Origin of the sequence: Rhizobium sp. RU35A, from assembly GCF_900156005.1 — a bacterium.
Classification (GTDB): domain Bacteria; phylum Pseudomonadota; class Alphaproteobacteria; order Rhizobiales; family Rhizobiaceae; genus Neorhizobium; species Neorhizobium straminoryzae.
The window spans coordinates 582,689-601,331 of sequence record NZ_FTMR01000002.1; the positions used below are offsets into that span (position 1 = coordinate 582,689).

19 protein-coding genes are annotated in these 18,643 nt (G+C 62.9%); 5 read left to right on the plus strand and 14 right to left on the minus strand.

Going from position 1 to position 18,643, the window contains the following annotated elements:
* Window positions 1-5 precede the first annotated feature (5 nt).
* Entirely contained in the window at window positions 6-752 is a 747-nt protein-coding gene (locus F3H95_RS07355; RefSeq protein ID WP_149745421.1) for a metallophosphoesterase family protein, read from the plus strand.
* Between the two features lie 274 nt (window positions 753-1,026).
* Here F3H95_RS07355 and F3H95_RS07360 read toward each other — a convergent pair whose 3' ends face one another.
* The 5 genes from F3H95_RS07360 to puuD all read right to left on the minus strand — a co-directional run bounded on the left by F3H95_RS07360 (window position 1,027) and on the right by puuD (window position 5,654).
* Window positions 1,027-2,172 carry an alpha-hydroxy acid oxidase gene (locus F3H95_RS07360; RefSeq protein WP_149745422.1) on the minus strand — a complete coding sequence of 382 codons (1,146 nt, stop codon included), beginning with the start codon at window positions 2,170-2,172 and terminating at the stop codon, window positions 1,027-1,029.
* A 207-nt stretch (window positions 2,173-2,379) separates the two neighbouring features.
* Window positions 2,380-2,760: a transcriptional regulator gene (locus tag F3H95_RS07365; RefSeq protein ID WP_149745423.1), complete on the minus strand. Its 381-nt coding sequence runs from the start codon at window positions 2,758-2,760 to the stop codon at window positions 2,380-2,382.
* The gene (locus F3H95_RS07370) at window positions 2,753-3,109 is read right to left on the minus strand and encodes a type II toxin-antitoxin system HigB family toxin (protein WP_244617912.1); all 357 of its coding nucleotides are present in this window, start codon (window positions 3,107-3,109) and stop codon (window positions 2,753-2,755) included. The genes F3H95_RS07365 and F3H95_RS07370 overlap by 8 nt, the downstream gene beginning before the upstream one ends.
* Window positions 3,084-4,412 carry a guanine deaminase gene (guaD, locus tag F3H95_RS07375; protein WP_149745425.1) on the minus strand — a complete coding sequence of 443 codons (1,329 nt, stop codon included), beginning with the start codon at window positions 4,410-4,412 and terminating at the stop codon, window positions 3,084-3,086. The genes F3H95_RS07370 and guaD overlap by 26 nt, the downstream gene beginning before the upstream one ends.
* Complete coding sequence (puuD, locus tag F3H95_RS07380; RefSeq protein ID WP_149745426.1) at window positions 4,413-5,654, minus strand: urate hydroxylase PuuD; 1,242 nt, start codon at window positions 5,652-5,654, stop codon at window positions 4,413-4,415.
* Window positions 5,655-5,927: 273 nt separating this feature from the next.
* Between puuD and F3H95_RS07385 the strand changes: the two genes are divergently transcribed.
* Entirely contained in the window at window positions 5,928-6,272 is a 345-nt protein-coding gene (locus F3H95_RS07385; protein ID WP_149745427.1) for a hypothetical protein, read from the plus strand.
* Here F3H95_RS07385 and F3H95_RS07390 read toward each other — a convergent pair.
* The gene (locus tag F3H95_RS07390) at window positions 6,266-7,183 is read right to left on the minus strand and encodes a LysR substrate-binding domain-containing protein (RefSeq protein WP_143124441.1); all 918 of its coding nucleotides are present in this window, start codon (window positions 7,181-7,183) and stop codon (window positions 6,266-6,268) included. The genes F3H95_RS07385 and F3H95_RS07390 overlap by 7 nt on opposite strands.
* Before the next feature lie 329 nt (window positions 7,184-7,512).
* On the minus strand, window positions 7,513-8,430 hold the full coding sequence (locus F3H95_RS07395; RefSeq protein WP_143124443.1) for a LysR substrate-binding domain-containing protein: 918 nt from the start codon (window positions 8,428-8,430) through the stop codon (window positions 7,513-7,515).
* Between the two features lie 19 nt (window positions 8,431-8,449).
* Here F3H95_RS07395 and F3H95_RS07400 point away from each other — a divergent pair, with 19 nt between their 5' ends.
* Entirely contained in the window at window positions 8,450-8,776 is a 327-nt protein-coding gene (locus tag F3H95_RS07400) for a hypothetical protein (RefSeq protein WP_149745428.1), read from the plus strand.
* A gap of 84 nt (window positions 8,777-8,860) precedes the next feature.
* On the opposite strand, the gene xdhC is transcribed toward F3H95_RS07400, so the two are convergent.
* The 7 genes from xdhC to F3H95_RS07435 all read right to left on the minus strand — a co-directional run bounded on the left by xdhC (window position 8,861) and on the right by F3H95_RS07435 (window position 16,383).
* The gene (gene xdhC, locus F3H95_RS07405) at window positions 8,861-9,685 is read right to left on the minus strand and encodes a xanthine dehydrogenase accessory protein XdhC (RefSeq protein ID WP_149745429.1); all 825 of its coding nucleotides are present in this window, start codon (window positions 9,683-9,685) and stop codon (window positions 8,861-8,863) included.
* Window positions 9,686-10,073: 388 nt separating this feature from the next.
* Complete coding sequence (gene xdhB / locus F3H95_RS07410) at window positions 10,074-12,410, minus strand: xanthine dehydrogenase molybdopterin binding subunit (protein ID WP_149745430.1); 2,337 nt, start codon at window positions 12,408-12,410, stop codon at window positions 10,074-10,076.
* Window positions 12,410-12,646 carry a hypothetical protein gene (locus F3H95_RS07415; protein ID WP_149745431.1) on the minus strand — a complete coding sequence of 79 codons (237 nt, stop codon included), beginning with the start codon at window positions 12,644-12,646 and terminating at the stop codon, window positions 12,410-12,412. The genes xdhB and F3H95_RS07415 overlap by 1 nt, the downstream gene beginning before the upstream one ends.
* 3 nt (window positions 12,647-12,649) lie before the next feature.
* Window positions 12,650-14,122, minus strand: a complete 1,473-nt coding sequence (xdhA, locus tag F3H95_RS07420) for a xanthine dehydrogenase small subunit (protein WP_149745432.1) — start codon at window positions 14,120-14,122, stop codon at window positions 12,650-12,652.
* A gap of 19 nt (window positions 14,123-14,141) precedes the next feature.
* Window positions 14,142-14,918 (minus strand): 3-hydroxybutyrate dehydrogenase, encoded by a 777-nt coding sequence (locus tag F3H95_RS07425; RefSeq protein ID WP_143124449.1) that lies wholly within the window; start codon window positions 14,916-14,918, stop codon window positions 14,142-14,144.
* Between the two features lie 93 nt (window positions 14,919-15,011).
* Window positions 15,012-15,509: an invasion associated locus B family protein gene (locus tag F3H95_RS07430; RefSeq protein WP_143124450.1), complete on the minus strand. Its 498-nt coding sequence runs from the start codon at window positions 15,507-15,509 to the stop codon at window positions 15,012-15,014.
* A gap of 169 nt (window positions 15,510-15,678) precedes the next feature.
* On the minus strand, window positions 15,679-16,383 hold the full coding sequence (locus F3H95_RS07435; protein ID WP_143124451.1) for a glutathione binding-like protein: 705 nt from the start codon (window positions 16,381-16,383) through the stop codon (window positions 15,679-15,681).
* 371 nt (window positions 16,384-16,754) lie between these two features.
* Here F3H95_RS07435 and F3H95_RS07440 point away from each other — a divergent pair, with 371 nt between their 5' ends.
* Window positions 16,755-17,819, plus strand: coding sequence for an LLM class flavin-dependent oxidoreductase (locus F3H95_RS07440; protein ID WP_143124452.1), 1,065 nt, complete (start codon window positions 16,755-16,757; stop codon window positions 17,817-17,819).
* Window positions 17,820-17,843: 24 nt separating this feature from the next.
* Complete coding sequence (gene map / locus F3H95_RS07445; protein ID WP_143124453.1) at window positions 17,844-18,599, plus strand: type I methionyl aminopeptidase; 756 nt, start codon at window positions 17,844-17,846, stop codon at window positions 18,597-18,599.
* Window positions 18,600-18,643 lie beyond the last annotated feature (44 nt).

Below are 18,643 nucleotides of genomic sequence, written 5' to 3' on the forward strand. Positions count from 1 at the left end.
GGGACATGCGACTTGCCGCGATCGCCGACATACACGGAAATGCCGCGGCACTTGAAGCGGTGCTGGCGGATATTGCTGCCCAAGGCATTGCGCCGGACAGCATCGTCAATCTCGGCGATTGCCTCTCCGGGCCGCTGGAGGCCGGGCGCACGGCCGATATCCTCGTCCCGCTCGACCTGCCGACGGTGCGCGGCAATCATGACCGCTATCTGATCGAACACGAGGCGGGAAAAATGCATTCCTGGGAGGCCGATGCTTTTCGCCAGCTGACGCCCGCCCATCTCGACTGGCTGCGTGCGCTGCCCGTCTCGCGCGTCTGGCGCGAGGAGGTGTTTCTCTGCCACGCGACCCCTGCCGACGACCAGCTCTACTGGATGGAAAGGATCGAGCCGAACGGCGTTGTCGGCCTGAAACCGCGTGCCGAGATCGAAAAGCTCGCCGATGGCATTTCGCAATCGCTGATCCTCTGCGGCCATTCGCATCTGCCGCGCGCCGTGCGCCTCTCGGACGGGCGGCTGCTGGTCAATCCCGGCAGCGTCGGCTGCCCGGCCTATGATGACGACACGCCCTATTACCACCGGGTCGAGGCCGGCACGCCGATGGCGTCCTATGCGATCTGCGAGAGGCAGGGCGGCGACTGGTCCGTCAGCTTTCGCCTGGTGCCCTATGATCATATGAGCCAGTCACGGCTGGCCGGGCAGAATGGCCGCGCCAGCTGGGAGGCGGGGCTGGCGACGGGGTGGCTGGTGTAGGCCGGGCGAGAACAGCCGGCACGGCCCCCTCATCCGCCCTTCGGGCACCTTCTCTCCGAGGGGAGAAGGGATGCATCGTGAGCGCCTCATGCATCTTCGAACGTGCACGCAGAGCTTGATAGATTGAACGCGAAAATTGCGATCTTTCAAGGTGGATAAGCTGTTCAGGAGGTGCGCCGGCGGTGCCGCCTATCCCTTCTCCCCTCGGGGAGAAGGTGCCCGAAGGGCGGATGAGGGGGCTTTCCTCACGGCGACATGTGAAAGCTGACTGCCCTCAATACGGGCAATGCGCAATCACGCTGCGGTCCACCGTGCGAATATCCCGCTTGCCGCAGAGCGCCATGGTGATGTCCATCTCCTTGGCGATGATGCTGAGCGCCAGTTCGACGCCCTCCTTGCCCATGGCGCCGAGGCCATAGAGGAAGGGGCGACCGATATAGGTGCCCTTGGCGCCCAGTGCCACGGCTTTCAGCACATCCTGACCGGAGCGGATGCCGCCATCCAGATGCACCTCGATCCGGTCGCCGACGGCCTCGACGATCTTCGGCAGCATGCTGATCGAGGAGGGGGCGCCATCCAGCTGGCGGCCGCCATGGTTGGAGACGATGATGGCATCGGCGCCGGTATCGGCGGCGGCGCGGGCATCCTCCTCGTCCAGAATGCCCTTGATGATCAGCTTGCCCTTCCAGCGCTCCTTGATCCAGGCGACATCCGACCAGGAGAGGCGCGGATCGAACTGTTCCGCCGTCCAGGCGCTGAGCGAAGAGAGATCCGAGACATTGGTGGCATGGCCGACGATATTGCCGAAGCCGTGGCGCTTGGTGCGGGCCATGCCGAGGCACCATTGCGGCCGCGTTGCCATCTGCCAGATATGCTTCGGCGTGAATTTCGGCGGGGCGGAGAGGCCGTTGCGCAGATCCTTGTGGCGCTGGCCGAGGATCTGCAGGTCTGCGGTGACGACGAGCGCCGAGCAGCCGGCCTTTTTCGCACGCTCGATCAGGCTTTCGATGAAGGCGCGATCCTTCATCACGTAAAGCTGGAACCAGAAGGGCTTGGTCGTGACGGAGGCGACATCCTCGATCGAGCAGATGCTCATGGTAGAAAGCGTAAACGGCACGCCGAACTCTTCTGCCGCCTTGGCCGCCAGCATCTCGCCATCGGCATGCTGCATGCCGGTCAGCCCGGTCGGGGCCAGTGCCACCGGCATGGCCACCTTCTGGCCGATCATCTCGCTCTTCAGCGAACGGTCCGTCATGTCCACCAGCACGCGCTGCCTGAGCTTGATGCCGGCAAAATCCGCCTCGTTCGCCCGGTAGGTGCTTTCCGTCCACGCGCCGCTGTCGGCATAGTCGAAGAACATTTTCGGTACGCGCCGACGGGCAAGGGCTTTCAGGTCGGCAATCGTCAGCGGCTTGGACATGGGATAGGCTTTCCTCCGGATTATCACAAGAGGACTAGCATATCCGCGCCATGTCGCCAGTTAAAAACCACCAATATTGCGAGGGGTTTGTCACACCAACATCAGGGCTCTGACGACGCCTCGGATGTGTTTCGTCTACCTGCCGCTGATTATCACTTCGGCAGGGTGGAAGCCCTACGTGAAAGAGCGATGTTGCATCTTGGACGGTCAGGCGGCGTCTTTTGCAGAGCGAATTGGCTGGATCAAGACCTCTGCCGGAATATCGAATTCAGCATGCAGCCGGCGAATCATGTCCAAAGACAGAGGGTGTGTCCGATTGAGGATTTCGGCAACCCTCCCAGGATTTCCCAGAATGGGAACGAGATCCTGTCGCGTCAGACCTTCCTGCTCCATTCGAAATAAAATCGCGTCGATGGGATCGGGTAAGTCAATCGGGTAATGGGCATTTTCATAGGCGTCGATCAATGTCACCAGCACATCAAGCCTGTCACCGTCCGGCGTACCGGCTTCCGCTCCCCACAACGCCTTGAGCAGCGTCATTGCCTTGTCGTAATCCTCTTCACTGCGAATAGGTTTCAAATCACTCATATTCCACCGTTGCCGCGTCGATATCGTTATAGTCGCGATGTGTACCAATCCACTTGATCCAAACCGTGCCCCGCTGGAAGTCCACTGCTGTGATCAGTCGATAGTCATTGCCTTTGATGTTGAAGACGACACGTTGCGAATTGACAATGCTTGCATGCGCATAACGCTTCTTGATGTCAGCGGATGAGAGCCAGTTGGCTTTGCTGACTTCGTGATACCAGGCGTCCAATCCCGCCTTCAGCGCAGCACCACCTTTTTGCCCCTTGGGGCTTTCGACAAACGATCTCAATGCACGGCGGGAGACTATTCGCCTTGAGAAAATATCACTCCCGCTGAGACGGTGCAACAAGCGTGCTTTTCCCTGCCTGCCCCGCCACATAGGTCTCCACCACGGCGCGGTCATCCCCCAATGTCTGAAGCAGGAAGAGTTCTTCCGGCAGCGTGCTGACGGTTTCCATGCGAAGCCGCATGGCCGGCGTGGCGGCGGCGTTCAACACCACCAGATCGGCATCCGTACCTTCCTCCAGAGTGCCGATGCGATCGACAAGAGAGAGGGCTTCGGCATTGCCGCGCGTCATCCGGTAGAAGCTTTCCAGCGGGTCGAGGCGTTCGCCGAGCAACTGCTGGATCTTGTAGGCCTCGTCCAGCGTCTTGAACATGGAATAGCTGGAGCCGCCGCCGATATCGGTGGCAACGCCGATCCGCACCGGCTTTTCCCGGCGCGCCAGCGCCTTCAGCGGAAACAGGCCGGAGCCGAGGAAAAGGTTTGAGGTCGGGCAGTGCACCGCGACCGATCCGGTCTCCGCCAGCACATCCGCCTCGCGTTCGGACAGATGGATGGCATGGCCGAGCAGCGTCTTTTTGCCGAGCAGGCCGTGGCGGGCATAGATGTCGGTATAGTCGGTGGCGTCGGGATAGAGTTCGCAGGTAAAGCGGATTTCCTCGTGATTTTCCGAAAGATGCGTCTGGATGTGCAGGTCCGGATATTCCTCTGCCAGCGCCTGCGCGGCGCGCATCTGCTCCGGCGTCGAGGTGATCGCGAAGCGCGGCGTGATGGCGACATGGTTGCGCCCCTTGCCGTGCCATTGCTCGATCACGGCGCGGGTTTCGTCATAGCCAAGCTGAGGGGTATCGAGCAGACCCTGCGGCGCATGGCGATCCATCATCACCTTGCCGCCCACCATCAGCATGTTGCGGCGCATGGCTTCCGCGAAGAAGGCATCGGCCGAGCTTTTGTGCACCGAGCAGTAGGCGACGGCGGTCGTCGTGCCCTGGCGCAGGAATTCGTCGTAGAAATGCGTGGCGATCCGCTCGGCATGTGCCGTTTCCACGAAGCGGCATTCCTCCGGGAAGGTATAGGTGTTCAGCCATTCGAGCAGATTGGCGGCATAGGAGGCGATCACCTGCATCTGCGGAAAATGCACGTGGGTGTCGATCAGCCCCGGCAGGATCAGGTGCGGGCGATGGTCGATCTCCGTCACCTCTGCCGCCGCTACCGCCTTTACCGCGGCATAGGGCCCCGCTTTCGCGATCCGCCCGTCCTCGATCAGCAGGCCGCCATCCTCCTCGTAGAGATAGCTTGCGGTATCGGCGAGGCTTTCCGGCGCGCGATGGAAGGAGAGAAGGCGACCGCGAAGAAGAAGGGATGTCATTTAGCGGGATGCTCCGGCGCTGCTGGTGGCGCTTTCATACCAGGCCGTCAGAAGCTTGCGCTCCTCCGGCGTGATGGCGGTGATGTTGCCGGGCGGCATGGCGTGGCTGCGCCCGGCCTGGACATAGATTTCGTGGGCGTGCTTGGCGATCTCCGCATCCGTTTCGAACTTCACGTTCTTCGGCGCAAAGGTGATGCCGTCCCAGGCGGGTTCGGCCGCATGGCACATGGCGCAGCGTCCCTGCACGACATCGCGCGCCGCGCCGAAATGCGCATCCGCCACGAACCGCTGCTGGATGGGCGAGAGGCTGGCGGTCTTTTCACCCGTCAGCACTTTCGGCACGGTGGAAAGCCACATGATCAGGATGAACAGGATCACCGTTACCAGCCAGGTCCAGGTGGGCTTTCCCTTGCGGGCATGGGTGGTGTTGAACCAGTGACGGATGGTGACGCCCATCAGGAACACCAGTGCGGCAATCACCCAGTTGAACTCGGTGCCGAAGGCCAGCGGATAATGGTTCGACAGCATGAAGAAGATGACGGGCAGCGTCAGATAGTTGTTGTGCAGCGAGCGCTGCTTGGCGATGCGGCCATATTTCGGGTCCGGCGTGCGCCCGGCGATCAGATCCGCCACCACGATCTTCTGGTTGGGGATGATGATGAAGAACACGTTGGCCGACATGATGGTGGCGGTGAAGGCGCCGAGATGCAGGAAGGCCGCGCGGCCGGTAAAGACCTGCGTATAGCCCCAGGCCATGGCCACCAGCACCACGTAGAGCAGTGCCATCAGGCCCCATGTATTGTTGCCGATCGGCGACTTGCAGAGCTGGTCATAGATGAGCCAGCCGACCGAGAGCGAAGCGAGCGACAGACAGATGGCCTGCCAGGGCTGCAATTCGAGAACGGAGTGATCGATCAGGAACAGGTCCGCCCCGCCGTAATAGACGATGGCGAGCATGAGGAAGCCGGACATCCAGGTGGCATAGCTTTCCCACTTGAACCAGGTGAGGTGCTCCGGCATCTGCGCGGGCGCCACCAGATATTTCTGGATGTGGTAGAAACCGCCGCCATGCACCTGCCATTCCTCGCCATAGGCGCCCGGCGGCAGATGCGGACGCTTCACCAGGCCGAGATCCAGCGCGATGAAATAGAACGACGATCCGATCCAGGCGATCGCGGTGATCACGTGCAGCCAGCGTGCGGCAAAGCTCAGCCATTCCCAGGCTATGGCATATTCATACATTCCTGCATTCCCTTCGCGTTCCCCGACTCGGCACATTGCGAAAAATTTGCAGCGAAGAAAAGGAAAAAGGGTGCGCCGCAGCACGTCGAAGCGGGAAAGCGGCGCCGTCTCCAGACTGGCGCGAGGCTGTCTCCCATCCCCATTTGTGCATCGCGAAAAATTGCCGTCGCCGAATTATGGCGTTCCGCTAATATGACAGACGCAAGACAGCCGGTGAAGGCGAGTACTGCGGGTTCACCGGGGTGAAGGCATTCATCAACGGAGAAGAAGCTCATGCGAAGCATTCTGACGATTGCGATGATTGCGTATGCGTATGCGTTTCCCGCTGCCCTCAATGCTCACGAGGCGCAGTCGGGCTGGCAGTACGAAGCCTATTGCTGCAATGGAAACAATCATACCGGCGACTGCCAGATGATCTCGACGCGCAACGTCAAGGTCATCGCAGGCGGCTACGAGGTCATGCTGAAGCCGGGCGACCACCGGCTGGTGACCCGCTCGCATGACTTCAAGGTGCCGCAGAGTCAGGCGCGGCGCAGTCAGGATGCGGAATATCACCTCTGTCTGTATCCGAACGAAGATACGCTGCGCTGCTTCTACGCGCCCGACATGAGTTACTGAGCGGCGCCAGAGGGAGCTAAGATCTGGGGCGGCAGGGCCTTCAGCAGCCACTGGCGAAAGGCCAGCACCTTGACCGATTGGCGGCGGCTTTTCGGGGAGATCAGCCAATAGCTCCGGTCGTCCTTCTTGAAGACGTCGAAGGGCATCATCAGGCGGCCTGCCTCCAGTTCTTCCTGGTGAAGAAACGGGCTCAGCAGCGCCACGCCGTGACCGGCAACGGCGGCGCTGCCTTCCAGATCCAGCGCACCGTCGGCATCGATCGTGATCGTGCCGGGCAGGGGTGTGTCGATGCCGTTCGACTGAAACCAGATTCCCCACCATTTGCTGCTGGCGCCGATCAGCGGCAGTTTCAGAAGATCCGACGGGGTCGTCACGCCGCCGATTGTTTCGGCCAGCTTCGGGTTGAGCATCGGCGCGAAATTGAGACGGAACAGTTCCTGGCTTTCCATGTTGGGCGGCGGTGCTTCACTGCGCAGAATGGAAATGTCGGCGTGGTCGCTGAAGAAGTCGGCCGATCTGTTCATGCGGAGAATACGAATGGCCAAGCCCGGATGCTGCACCTGGAATGCGCCGATATGGCGGGCGAGCCAATGGGACGCGAAAGTGGGTGTGGAATGAATGGTCAGGATGCCGGCATCCTGGCCGCGAGCCTCGGTCACCGCCTCGGTCAGGAGACCGAATGCTTCCGTGACCTTGGGCAGCATCCGGTCGCCCGTCGATGTCAGCTCGATGCGCCGTGCCTGGCGCAGAAACAGCATCTCGCCGACATGTTCTTCCAGCAGCTTGACCTGATAGCTGACGGCCGTCTGCGTCATGCCCAGTTCCTCGCCGGCTTTGGTGAAACTGCGAAGTCGCGCAACCGTCTCGAAGACGCGCAGCGCATTCAGCGGCAATTGGCGCGACAGTTTCATCGATAAGTTCTCTTTCTGGATCGCTCGTCAGATTGAATTGGTATCTCGCCGCAAACCGGCGCATTTGTCGATCCGGAAACGACAAAAAAATCAACAGATGACGGAGGCCATCATGGCGGTCTGGACCACTGGTTCTGCCCGGAGCACAAACACGTTCTGGTGCTGGGTGAAGCGGCGGCTTTTGCGCCAGGGGCGGCCCGCGACGCCGCATGTGAAGGGTATGCCGGACGCGCTGCGGAGGGATGTTCTTGCATCACCGGCTGGGCCGCCCGCTCATCTGGACGATGTGTGGGAGCGCATCCGCACGGCAAGGCTGCCGCCGCTTTGAGTCAACCGGTCTTGCCGGTCGGGTTCGTATCGAAACTCGGCAGCGTCTTCTTGAGGAACTCCCGGAAGGCGCGGATCTTGCCCACGTGGCGGCGGGTTTCGGGATAGGCCAGCCAGTAATGCGAGCCGTCCTCGCAGGTGAGAGGGAAGGGCTGGATCAGGCGGCCCATCGCCACGTCGTCCTGATAGAAATCCGGCCGTAGGATCGCTACCCCATGGCCGGCGATCGCGGCGGCGGCCTCCACGGCCTGCGAGCCGAGGCGGCTGCGCGAGGTGCTTTCCAGCGGCGCATCCGGGTGACCGGCCGCTGTGAACCAGATGCGCCACCAGGGATCGCTCGGATCGATGATCTTGAGCTTCACAAGGTCCAGCGGTTCGCGCACGCCGCCGATGGTCTCGGCCAGCGTCGGGCTCAGCATCGGGGTAAAATGGTTGCGCAGGACGAAATGCGATTTCAGGCCCGGCCATTCGCCGGTGCCGACGCGGATGGCCACATCCGCTTCCGTCTTGCTGAAATCGATCACCTGCTGCGAGGTTTCCAGCCGGACCGCAATGGTCGGATTGTCGAGCTGGAAGATGCCGAGATGACGCGCCAGCCAGTGGCTGGCAAAGGTGTGGGTGGAGTGGATGATCAGGGTTCCCTCGGCCACGCCCTGCATCTCGTTGACGGCGGCGCGGAGCAGTTCGAACCCCTCCGACACCTTGGGCGCCAGCCGGCTGCCGGCCTCCGTCAAATGGATCCTGCGCGGCTGGCGCAGGAACAGTGCTTCCCCCAGCATATCTTCCAGCAGCTTCACCTGATAGCTGACCGCCGTCTGCGTCAGGCCGAGTTCCTCACCCGCCTTGGTGAAGCTCAGATGGCGCGATACCGCCTCGAACACCCGCAGGGCATTCAGCGGAAACTGCTTTGACATCTTCATGCATCAGGCCTCTTCATCCATGCAGACGAAGCTTCGATTGGATTGCCCCGCAAAATCCCTGCATGTTGCGATTAGATACTTCCTCGGGAAGGAACGCAACATGCAAAGATTACAGATGATTACCACGGGATTTCTGGACGAGTGCGCTGCCTTTCTTGCGCGCCTGATGTGGCTTTCCAGGAGACGCGATGCCAGCAGATGCAGCAACAGGCTTGATGCTGAAGTCATGCCTGACCGGCTCAAGGCAGATATCGGCATGCAGGATGGACGCAGCGATCGCAGCCGTCGCCCCCTGCCGACAGCCTTCGATGCGGCGCGTGATGTCTGGCAACGCCGCTCCCTGTAGAATGCCGCATTCAACGAAACCGAGCAGACGCCGGGTCGGGCGCGGTCCTCCGCCACCTTGCCGGCAAGATCCCTCGCAGGAGCGTCAGCTTTTGCCGCCGTGCGTGGTGGTTAATGCGCCAGAGCCGGCTAGCACGGTGATGAGTTCGGCGGCGACCAGCGCTGCGATGACCGCCGGGCGCTTGTCGCGTACCGCCGTTCCGCCGATCGGCAGCACCAGACGGTCGACGGATACCGTGCCGTCCGTTTCTCGCGCCAGCCAGTGGCGGAAAGTGGCGCGCTTGGTCGCCGAACCGATCATGCCGACATAGGCGAGATCGCCTCGGGCAAGGGCCGCGCGGGCAATGAGAAAATCCAGCGCATGGTCATGGGTAAGAATCACCACCGCGCTGCCGGCGGGCAGGGTGTCGATCACCGCTTCCGGCAGAGCGACCGCGCGGGCCGCGATACCCTCCGGCAGCCCCGCCAGCGCCTCGGGCCGCGTTTCGACGACGCTGACCCGCAACGGCAGCGGTGCAAGCGCCAGGGCCAGCGCCTGGCCCACATGTCCGGCGCCGAACAGCACAACGTGAGCAAAGCCCTCGCTTTCCGCGGTCATGCGGGCAATGAGCGCGGCTGCCATGTCCGGCGTGACCGTCTGGAAGGCAAGGCGCGTGCGCCCGCCGCAGCACTGGCCGATGTCCGGACCGAGCGGCACGTCCATCTCGGTCTTGCCTTTGCCGTCGAGCAGGGCGCGGGCATTGTCGATCGCCATGAATTCCAGCTGCCCGCCGCCGATGGTGCCGAAGCATGCGGTGGCGGACACCAGCATGAATGCCCCTTCCTCCCGCGGCGTCGAACCCTTTGCCTCGGTGACGGTGACGAGGACGCAGTCTGTATTATGGGCAAGGAAGGCGGAGAGGGCGTTCATGACCGGCCTCGCGGGTTTGAGACCTGTCCTTTGCGGTTGCGCGCGTGATGGTTGGCAGTGTGCCGTGTGGCACACCCCTCTGTCCTGCCGGACATGCTCCGCATTGGAAGTGTGCCCCGAGGTTGAATGTTCCAAAAGGTTGTTCTGGTTCGGGTTCGCCCCCTCACCCAGCCTCCGCTTTGCTCGGCGGACCTCTCCCCGAGGGGAGAGGGGAACCGCGAGCGCTGCGACTCTTCCTCTTCTCCCCAGCGGGGAGAAGGTGCCCGAAGGGCGGATGAGGGGGAATGCGCCCCGGTCGATAAACCCGCAGGCATTTTCGTCGGGCGTGCTCCTATCGTACAGGGACTGGCGTTGTGGATGCCTGATGCGAGGCGGTCAATGCATGGCATCACATCGCCTTCAACCGCTCCACCGCCATCAGCACGCGCTCCGGCGTCGCGGGCGCGTCGAGGCGCGGGCACACCGTGTAGTCGGCAATCGAGGCGACGGCCATGGAGAGAGCTTCCAGCACGGAGATGCCCAGCATGAAGGGCGGCTCGCCGACGGCCTTGGAACGGCCGATGGTCTGTTCGCGGTTCTCCGACCATTCGGCGAGCTTCACGTTGAAGATCTTCGGCCGGTCGGAGGCGAGCGGGATCTTGTAGGTGGAGGGGGCGTGCGTGCGCAGGCGCCCCTTGCCATCCCACCAGAGTTCCTCCGTCGTCAGCCAGCCCATGCCCTGCACGAAGGCGCCTTCCACCTGGCCGATGTCGATGACCGGGTTCAGCGAGCGGCCGACATCATGCAGAATGTCCGTACGGTCCACCAGATATTCGCCGGTCAGCGTATCGATCGAGACTTCCGAGCAGGCGGCGCCATAGGCGAAATAGTAGAAGGGCCGGCCGCGGCCGGCGGCGCGGTCCCAGTGGATTTTCGGCGTCTTGTAGAAGCCGGCGGCGGAAAGCTGCACGCGGTCGAAATAGGCGGCCTTCACCAGCGCGTCGAAGGTCAGCGTGTCCGTGCCGATCCGCACCCGGTTCGGCAGGAATTCTACATCCGAAGCCGCCACCTGCCATTTGCGGCAGGCAAACTCGATCAGCCGCTCCTTGATCTGGCGGGCGGCATCGTAAGCCGCCATGCCGTTCAGATCCGAGCCGGAGGAGGCAGCGGTGGCAGAGGTGTTCGGCACCTTGCCGGTGGAGGTCGCGGTGATCTTCACACGCTCGATATCCACCTGGAAGGTATCCGCCACCACCTGCGCCACCTTGGTATACAGGCCCTGGCCCATTTCGGTGCCACCATGGTTCAGGTGGATCGAACCGTCGGAATAGACATGCACCAAGGCACCCGCCTGGTTGAAGGCGGTCATGGTGAAGGAGATGCCGAATTTGACGGGTGTCAGGGCGATGCCCTTGCGGATGACGGGGCTGTTGGCATTAAACTCCATGATCGCCTGACGCCGGGCGCGGTAATCGCTGGAGGTCTCCAGTTCCTCCACCAGCCGCAGCAGGATATTGTCCTCCACCTCCTGGTGGTAGGGCGTCAGCGTGCGGCCGGAGCCGGGCTCTCCGTAGAAATTCAGCTTGCGGATATCGAGCGGGTCCTTGCCGACCGCATAGGCGATTTCCTCGATGAAGCGTTCGCCGCCAACCATGCCCTGCGGACCCCCGAAACCGCGAAAGGCGGTGTTGGAGCAGGTATGCGTCTTCAACGGCTTCGAGGTCAGGTGCACATGCGGATAGAAATAGCTGGAATCCGCATGGAACAGCGCACGGTCGGTCACCGGGCCGGAGAGATCGGAGGAGAAGCCGCAGCGGGCGGCGAAAGTGGCGTCCACCGCATGGATGCGGCCCTCGTCATCGAAGCCCAGTTCGTAATCGACGCGGAAGTCATGCCGCTTGCCGGTCACCATCATGTCTTCGTCGCGGTCGGGGCGGAATTTGACGGTGCGGTTCAGCTTCTTGGCGGCGACCGCGGCGAGACAGGCGAAATGCGCGCCCTGCGTTTCCTTGCCGCCAAAGCCGCCGCCCATGCGGCGGGTGTTGACGGTGACGGCGTGGCTGGCGCAGGCCAAAACATGCGCCACCATGTGCTGCACTTCCGTCGGATGCTGGGTCGAGGACCAGACGGTGACGTCCTCATCCTCACCCGGAATGGCAAGCGCGATCTGGCTCTCCAGATAAAAATGCTCCTGCCCGCCGATATACATCTGGCCCGTCAGGCGGCGCGGGGCATTGCCCATTTCGGTTTCCGGTTCGCCGCGCTTCAGCGTCATCGGGCTGACGACCAGAGGCGCGCCGTTTTCCAGCGCGCCGTCGATATCGGTCCAGTGCGGCAGGTCCTGGTAGTCGATCCTTGCCAGACGCGCCGCGCGGCGTGCCTGATCGCGCGTCTCGCCGATCACGACGAAGATCGGCTGGCCGTGAAATTCCACCTTGGTGGTGGCGAGCAGCGGCTCGTCATGGCTGCCGTTGGAGGAGACGTCGTTGACGCCCGGAATGTCGTCCGCCGTGATCACCGCCACCACGCCCGGCGCCGCCTTCACGGCCGAGAGATCGATGGCAAGAATGTCGGCATGGGCGCGCTCGGAGAGGCCAAGGGCCGCATGCAGCGTTCCGGCCGGCTCCGGCATGTCATCGATATATTCGGCGCTGCCGGTGACATGCTTGTGCGCGGAATCGTGCTTGAGCGAGGCGTGCATGGGGCCGGTGATCGTGCCCTTGGCTTCGAAGGTGGTGTTGTCCATCAGCGGGCTCCTTCGATGACGACATGTTTAGCAACCGGCTGGCGGCGATGACACTGTCCGGCCAGGAAAAGACCCCCTCTGGCTACCGCCATCTCCCCCACAAGGGGGGAGAGGACTCGCGGCAATGCTTTCGCCAAATGTGAACGCTGAGGGTGCGGCAGATTGAGCCCCTCCCCCTTGTGGGGAGGGGTTGGGGAGGGGTTTTTCTTCTTCAGACCTTCAATATAGATCATCATCCCTCACGCCTCCTCCGGCTCGAAGCGTGCCAGTTCCTGTGGTTGGCCGGCGGTTTCCAGGAAGAAGCGGGTGAGCAGGTTTCTGGCCGTGATGGCGCGGTATTCGGCGGTGGCGCGCCAGTCGGTCAGCGGCTGGTAGTCCTCGTCGAAGGCGTCGCGCACGGAGGCAACGGTATTCCAGCTCCAGGGCCGGCCGGTGAGAGTCTCCTCCACGGCCTTGGCGCGCTTCGGTATGCCTGCCATGCCGCCGAAAGCGATGCGGCAGGTGTCGACACAGCCTTCGCCATCGAGTGTCAGGTAGAAGGCGCCGCAAAGGGCGGAGATATCCTCGTCGCGGCGCTTGGATATCTTGTAGACGGCGAAGAAGGCTTCGTCGTCCGGCGGCGGCAGCGTCAGCTTTTCCACGAATTCGCCGGGCTGGCGGTCCTGCCTGCCATAATCGATGAAGAAGTTCTCCAGCGGCAACGTGCGGCTGCCGGCGGTCGAACGCAGCGTGACGGTGGCACCGAGCGCGATCAGCGCTGGTGGCGTGTCGCCGATCGGCGAGCCGTTGGCGATATTGCCGCCGATCGTGCCCATGTTGCGCACTTGCTGGCCGCCGATACGGTCGATCAGTCGGCCAAGCGCCGGATGATAGGCCTCCAGCACCTCGAATGCCTGGGCATAGGTGACGCCGGCGCCGATCACGAGGCCCGTCTCGTCCTCGGTGATGGTCTGCAGGTCGGTCAGATGGTTGATGAACACGACGGGATTGATCGGCCGCATCTGCTTGGTGACCCAGAGGCCGACATCGGTAGCGCCGGCGACGATGGTCGCGCCGGGATTATCGGACAGCACCTCCGCCAGCGCCTGCAGCGTGCCGGGAATGATGGCCTGACGGTTGTCCTTTTCAACCCGGATCGTGTCGGAGGAGGCGCGGATGGTCCAGAGCTTTGCCATGATCTCGGCGCGGTCGCGCTCGATCGGATCGAACAGGGCACTGGGTCTGGCGGCCGCTACCTGTTCGGCGGCCTTCACGATCGGCTCGTAACCGGTGCAGCGACAGAGATTGCCTTGCAGCGCGATCTCGATCTCGGCGCGGCTCGGATTTTCGTTGGCCATCCACAGCCCGTAGAGCGACATCACGAAGCCCGGCGTGCAGAAGCCGCATTGCGAGCCGTGACAGTCGACCATGGCCTGCTGGACGGGGTGGAGGCGGCCGTCCCTGGCCGCCAGATGCTCCACCGTCACCACATGCGTGCCGTGCAGCGATCCGACGAAGCGGATGCAGGCATTGACGCTTTCATAGCGCAGCGCGCCGCCGATCAGGCGACCGACGAGCACCGTGCAGGCGCCGCAATCGCCTTCCGCACAGCCTTCCTTACTGCCGGTCAGCCGCCGTCTCAGCCTCAGATAATCCAGGAGCGTTTCCGTGGGAGCGAAGTCGCCGAGGGAAACCTCTTCACCGTTGAGGACAAAGCGGATGGCTGATGTCATGCGTGTTCCCTTGTGACCATTATTGAGCGGTCCAGCCGCCATCGATGGAGATATGTGTTCCGGTGATCTGTCGTGCTGCGTCGCTGGCGAGGAAGAGGGCGGTGGCGGCAACTTCCTCTATGGAGACGAACTCCTTCGTCGCCTGCAGGCGGAGCATGACCTCCGTCTTGACCGCCTCTTCCGAGATGCCACGTTCGCGCGCTGTGTCGGGGATCTGTCGTTCCACGAGCGGCGTCAACACGTAGCCGGGGCAGATGGCGTTCACCGTAATGCCGAATTCGGCCAATTCCAGTGCGGCCGTCTTGGTCAGACCCAAGACCCCATGCTTTGCAGCGACATAAGCCGATTTGAAGGGCGATGCAACAAGCGCATGCGCAGAGGCCACGTTGATGATGCGGCCATGGCCTGCCTTCTTCATCAGCGGAATGGTGTTGCGCATGGTGTGAAAGGCCGACGAGAGCAGGATGGCGATCAGCTGATCCCATTTTTCCGTCGGGAAATCCTCGATCTTTGCCACATGCTGGATGCCGGCATTGTTGACGAGCACATCGACTGTGCCGAAGCTCTTTTCGGCGAGCGCAATCAGGTCGGCGATCTCGTCGGGCTTCGTCATGTCGGCGCCGTGATAGAGCACTTTGCCGTCGCCGAGGCTGTCCAGATCGGCGCGGGCCGCCTCGATCTCGTCCGGTTTCCCGAAGCCGTTGATCACCACATTGGCGCCATCGGCGGCAAAGGCGCGGGCAATGCCGAGCCCGATGCCGCTGGTGGAGCCGGTGACGACGACGGTTCTTGCCATGTTTCTTCCTCCCTTGCAGGGCCGCCATGTTGCGGCGCCGCAAGGGAGGTTATGCCCAAAGGGGCTTGGCTGGCAATGGTTTGTATCGCCGTCTCAGCGGCAGTTGCGAAGCGCCTGCAGGGCGGCCGAAACCCCCTTCAGCGAATAGGTATAGGCAGTGCTGGTGCCGCGGGCGGAGGTGGCCTTCAGCGTCATCTCGGCGCCGCCGCGCATGGCGGTGACGAGCGCCGGCTCGCGGGCGGGATCGCGCACCCAGGCGGCATTGTCCTTCGGCACCAGCGTGAAGCTGTCATTGCCGATGGTCAGTGTGATGCGGGAATCCGCCTTCAGCGTATAACCCATGATGGCCTGCGGCATCAGCGGTGAGGGGCCGGATTGCGGTGCGATCAGAAAATAGTTCTCGCCGTGGTTCACGCCGGCCGGCTGCTGGGCGACCGGGACCGACAGAACATAGCAGCTTCGGTTGCTGCCATTGCCATGCGCGTAGACGCCCCAGGCCTCGAACTGGTTGATGCGGGTCGGCTGCGCGCCGGCGGTGGCAGCGGATACGAGGACGGCGGAAACGGCTAGGGCGCATGTCTTGCGGGACATCGGGCTCTCCTGATCATGGCGGGTGGATACATCCCGTGCGCGAAACGGCGACGGGTGCGACAGCGCGCGATTGTTCTGGCAGAGAGTTACCGAAAGGTTAAGGCGGGGATCAACCCTTGGCGGCCCAGGCTCACAAAGGGTTGATGTGTCGGTGTCGTGCGGGGCAGGCTCAGGGCCGCGCCGGGATTTCCACGCCGCGCTGCACGCCGGGCCGCGCCATCATGCGGTCGAACCAGGCGGAAAGGTGGGGGCGGCTATCGTATTCGACGAGATCGCGCGCTTCATAGAAGCCGATCAGCGAGCGGATCCAGCCGACGATCGCGAAATCGGCGATCGTCACCGCATCGCCCATCATGAAGGCACGGCGATCCAGCCGCTGGTCGAGCACGCCGAGCAGGCGCTTGGTCTCGTTGAGGTAGCGGTCACGCGGGCGCTTGTCCTCGATCTCCTTGCCGGCGAACTTGTGGAAGAAGCCGAGCTGGCCGAACATCGGGCCGATGCCGCCCATCTGGAACATCACCCACTGGATCGTCTCGTAGCGGGCGGCGGCGTCCTTCGGCAGGAACTGCCCGGTCTTCTCCGCCAGATAGATCAGGATCGCGCCGGATTCGAACAGCGCCAGCGGCGTGCCGTCCGGGCCGTTCGGATCGAGGATGGCCGGGATCTTGCCGTTCGGGTTCAGCGAGAGAAATTCTTCGCCCCAGGTTTCGTTCTGGCCGATATTGATGAAATGCGGCTCATAGGCGAGCCCGGTTTCCTCCAGCATGATCGAAACCTTCACGCCGTTCGGCGTCGGGGTCGAATACAGTTGCAGGATGTCGGGATTGGCGGCGGGCCAGCGGCGGGTGATGGGGAAGGCGGAAAGATCGGCCATGGGGGTCCTCCTGTGGCAAATGCCGGCGGACTATAGCGCTCTCCCGTCGATGCGCCAGAGGGCGGCGGGAGAGGGGAGGCAGGCAGGCATCCCAAGTGGCGGGTGGCGCGAAAACCCTGAATCTTTTGGGAGGGATAGTCGCATTTGCTGATAGATTGAATCCATTTCCCCTTTAATTTCAGGGTATTTTTGCCCTTTGCGGTGTGGGGCTGATCTGCATCATCAGCGGATCAGTGTAAGTGTCAGGCAACGGATTCATATTAGCGATCGGCCATTATCCAGTTTTTCGAACAACCCCTTCGAAACTTTCCTGTTTATCGCGGACCTTTCCCTCCCTATCTAGCGGGCTTGAACCACACGGAAGGATCGTCATGGAACTTGGCCTTTACACCTTTGCGGATGTCGATCCGAACATTGCAAGCGGCAGCCGCGGACAGGATGCCGCCACGCGCCTGCAGCATCTTCTGGAGGAGATCGAGCTGGCCGACCAGGTGGGCCTCGATGTGTTCGGTCTCGGCGAGCATCACCGGCCGGATTATGCCGTGTCCTCGCCTTCCACGGTGCTGGCGGCGGCGGCGGTAAAGACGAAGAACATCCGCCTCACGAGCGCCGTTTCGGTGCTGAGTTCGGATGATCCGATCCGCGTCTTCCAGCAGTTTTCCACCGTCGATCTTCTCTCCGGCGGCCGTGCGGAAATCATGGCCGGTCGCGGTTCCTTCATCGAGTCCTACCCGCTGTTCGGCTACGACCTCAACGATTACGACCGGCTGTTTTCGGAAAAGCTCGACCTTCTGCTGACGCTGCGCGACAACGAGATCGTCGAGTGGGAGGGCGAGCTGCGCGCGCCGATCAATCGTCGCGGCGTCTATCCGCGTCCGCTGCAGGACAAGCTGCCGGTGTGGATTGCCGTCGGCGGCACGCCGCAATCGGTGGCGCGCGCCGGCGCGCTGGGGCTGCCGCTGGCGGTCGCCATCATCGGCGGCGATTACGCCCGCTTTGCGCCTTTCTTCGATCTTTACCGCGAGGCCGCCCGCCGCTCCGGCCACGATCCGAAGACGCTGAAGACCAGCATCAATGTGCACGGTTTCGTTGCCGATACGACCGACAAGGCCGCGGACCAGTTCTACGGCCCGCAGGCGGCGGTCATGGACCGGCTGGGACGCGAGCGTGGCTGGCCGCCCACCAACCGCGCCCAGTTCGACCGTGCCCGCTCGGCCCCCGGCAATCTCTTCGTCGGCGATCCGGAAACGGTGGCGGAAAAGATCGTCGCGGCCCACAAGGTGTTCGGCAATGACCGCCTGCTGATCCAGATGGCGATCGGCCTGATGCCGCATGACCAGATCATGCGCGGCATCGAGCTTTTCGGCACCCGCGTCGCACCGCTCGTCAGAAAAGCGTTGACGCCTGCGAAGGATGGCGCGAAACCGGCCGCCTGAAAACGACCAGCCGGATTTCTGCCCATGATCATCACCTCGGACGACGAACTTCAGAAGCTGAAGGCCATCGGGCGCATCTGCGCCCAGGCCGTCGAGGTGATGGCAAAGGCGCTGGAACCGGGGATCACCACGCTCGAACTCGATGAGATCGGCCGCAGGGTGCTGGAGGAGAACGGCGCCCAGTCGGCGCCGGAATTCTGCTACCAGTTCCCGGGCGCCACCTGCATCAGCGTCAACGAGGAAGTGGCCCACGGCATTCCGGGCAGCCGGGTGATTGCGGCGGGCGACCTCGTGAACATCGATGTGTCGGCCGTCAAGGACGGCTTCTTCGGCGACACCGGCGCCTCGTTTGCCGTGCCGCCGGTGACGCGCGAGGTGGAAAAACTGCTGCGCGATGGGCGCCGGGCGCTGTGGACCGGGCTGCAGCAGGTGAAAACCGGCAAGCCGATCGCCGGCATCGGCAATGCCATCGGCGTTTTCGCCAAGAAGAACCGCTATACGCTGATCACCAATCTCGCCAGCCACGGCATCGGTCGCTCCCTGCACGAGGAGCCGACCGAGGTGCCGACCTGGCCGGATGCGGATGAGAGCCGCATCATGGAGGAGGGCCTCGTCTTCACTGTGGAGCCCTTCCTGTCGCTCGGCGGCGAATGGGCCGAGGACGGCGGCAATGGCGATCCCTGGACGCTCTACAGCGATCCCCGCGCTCCGACCGTGCAGTTCGAACACACTATCGTGGTGACCCGCAACGGCCCGCTGATTCTCACGCTTGCGGAGTAGGGTCTGTTCGTCGATCGATAAGTTCGATGTGTGGGCGGCGCGGC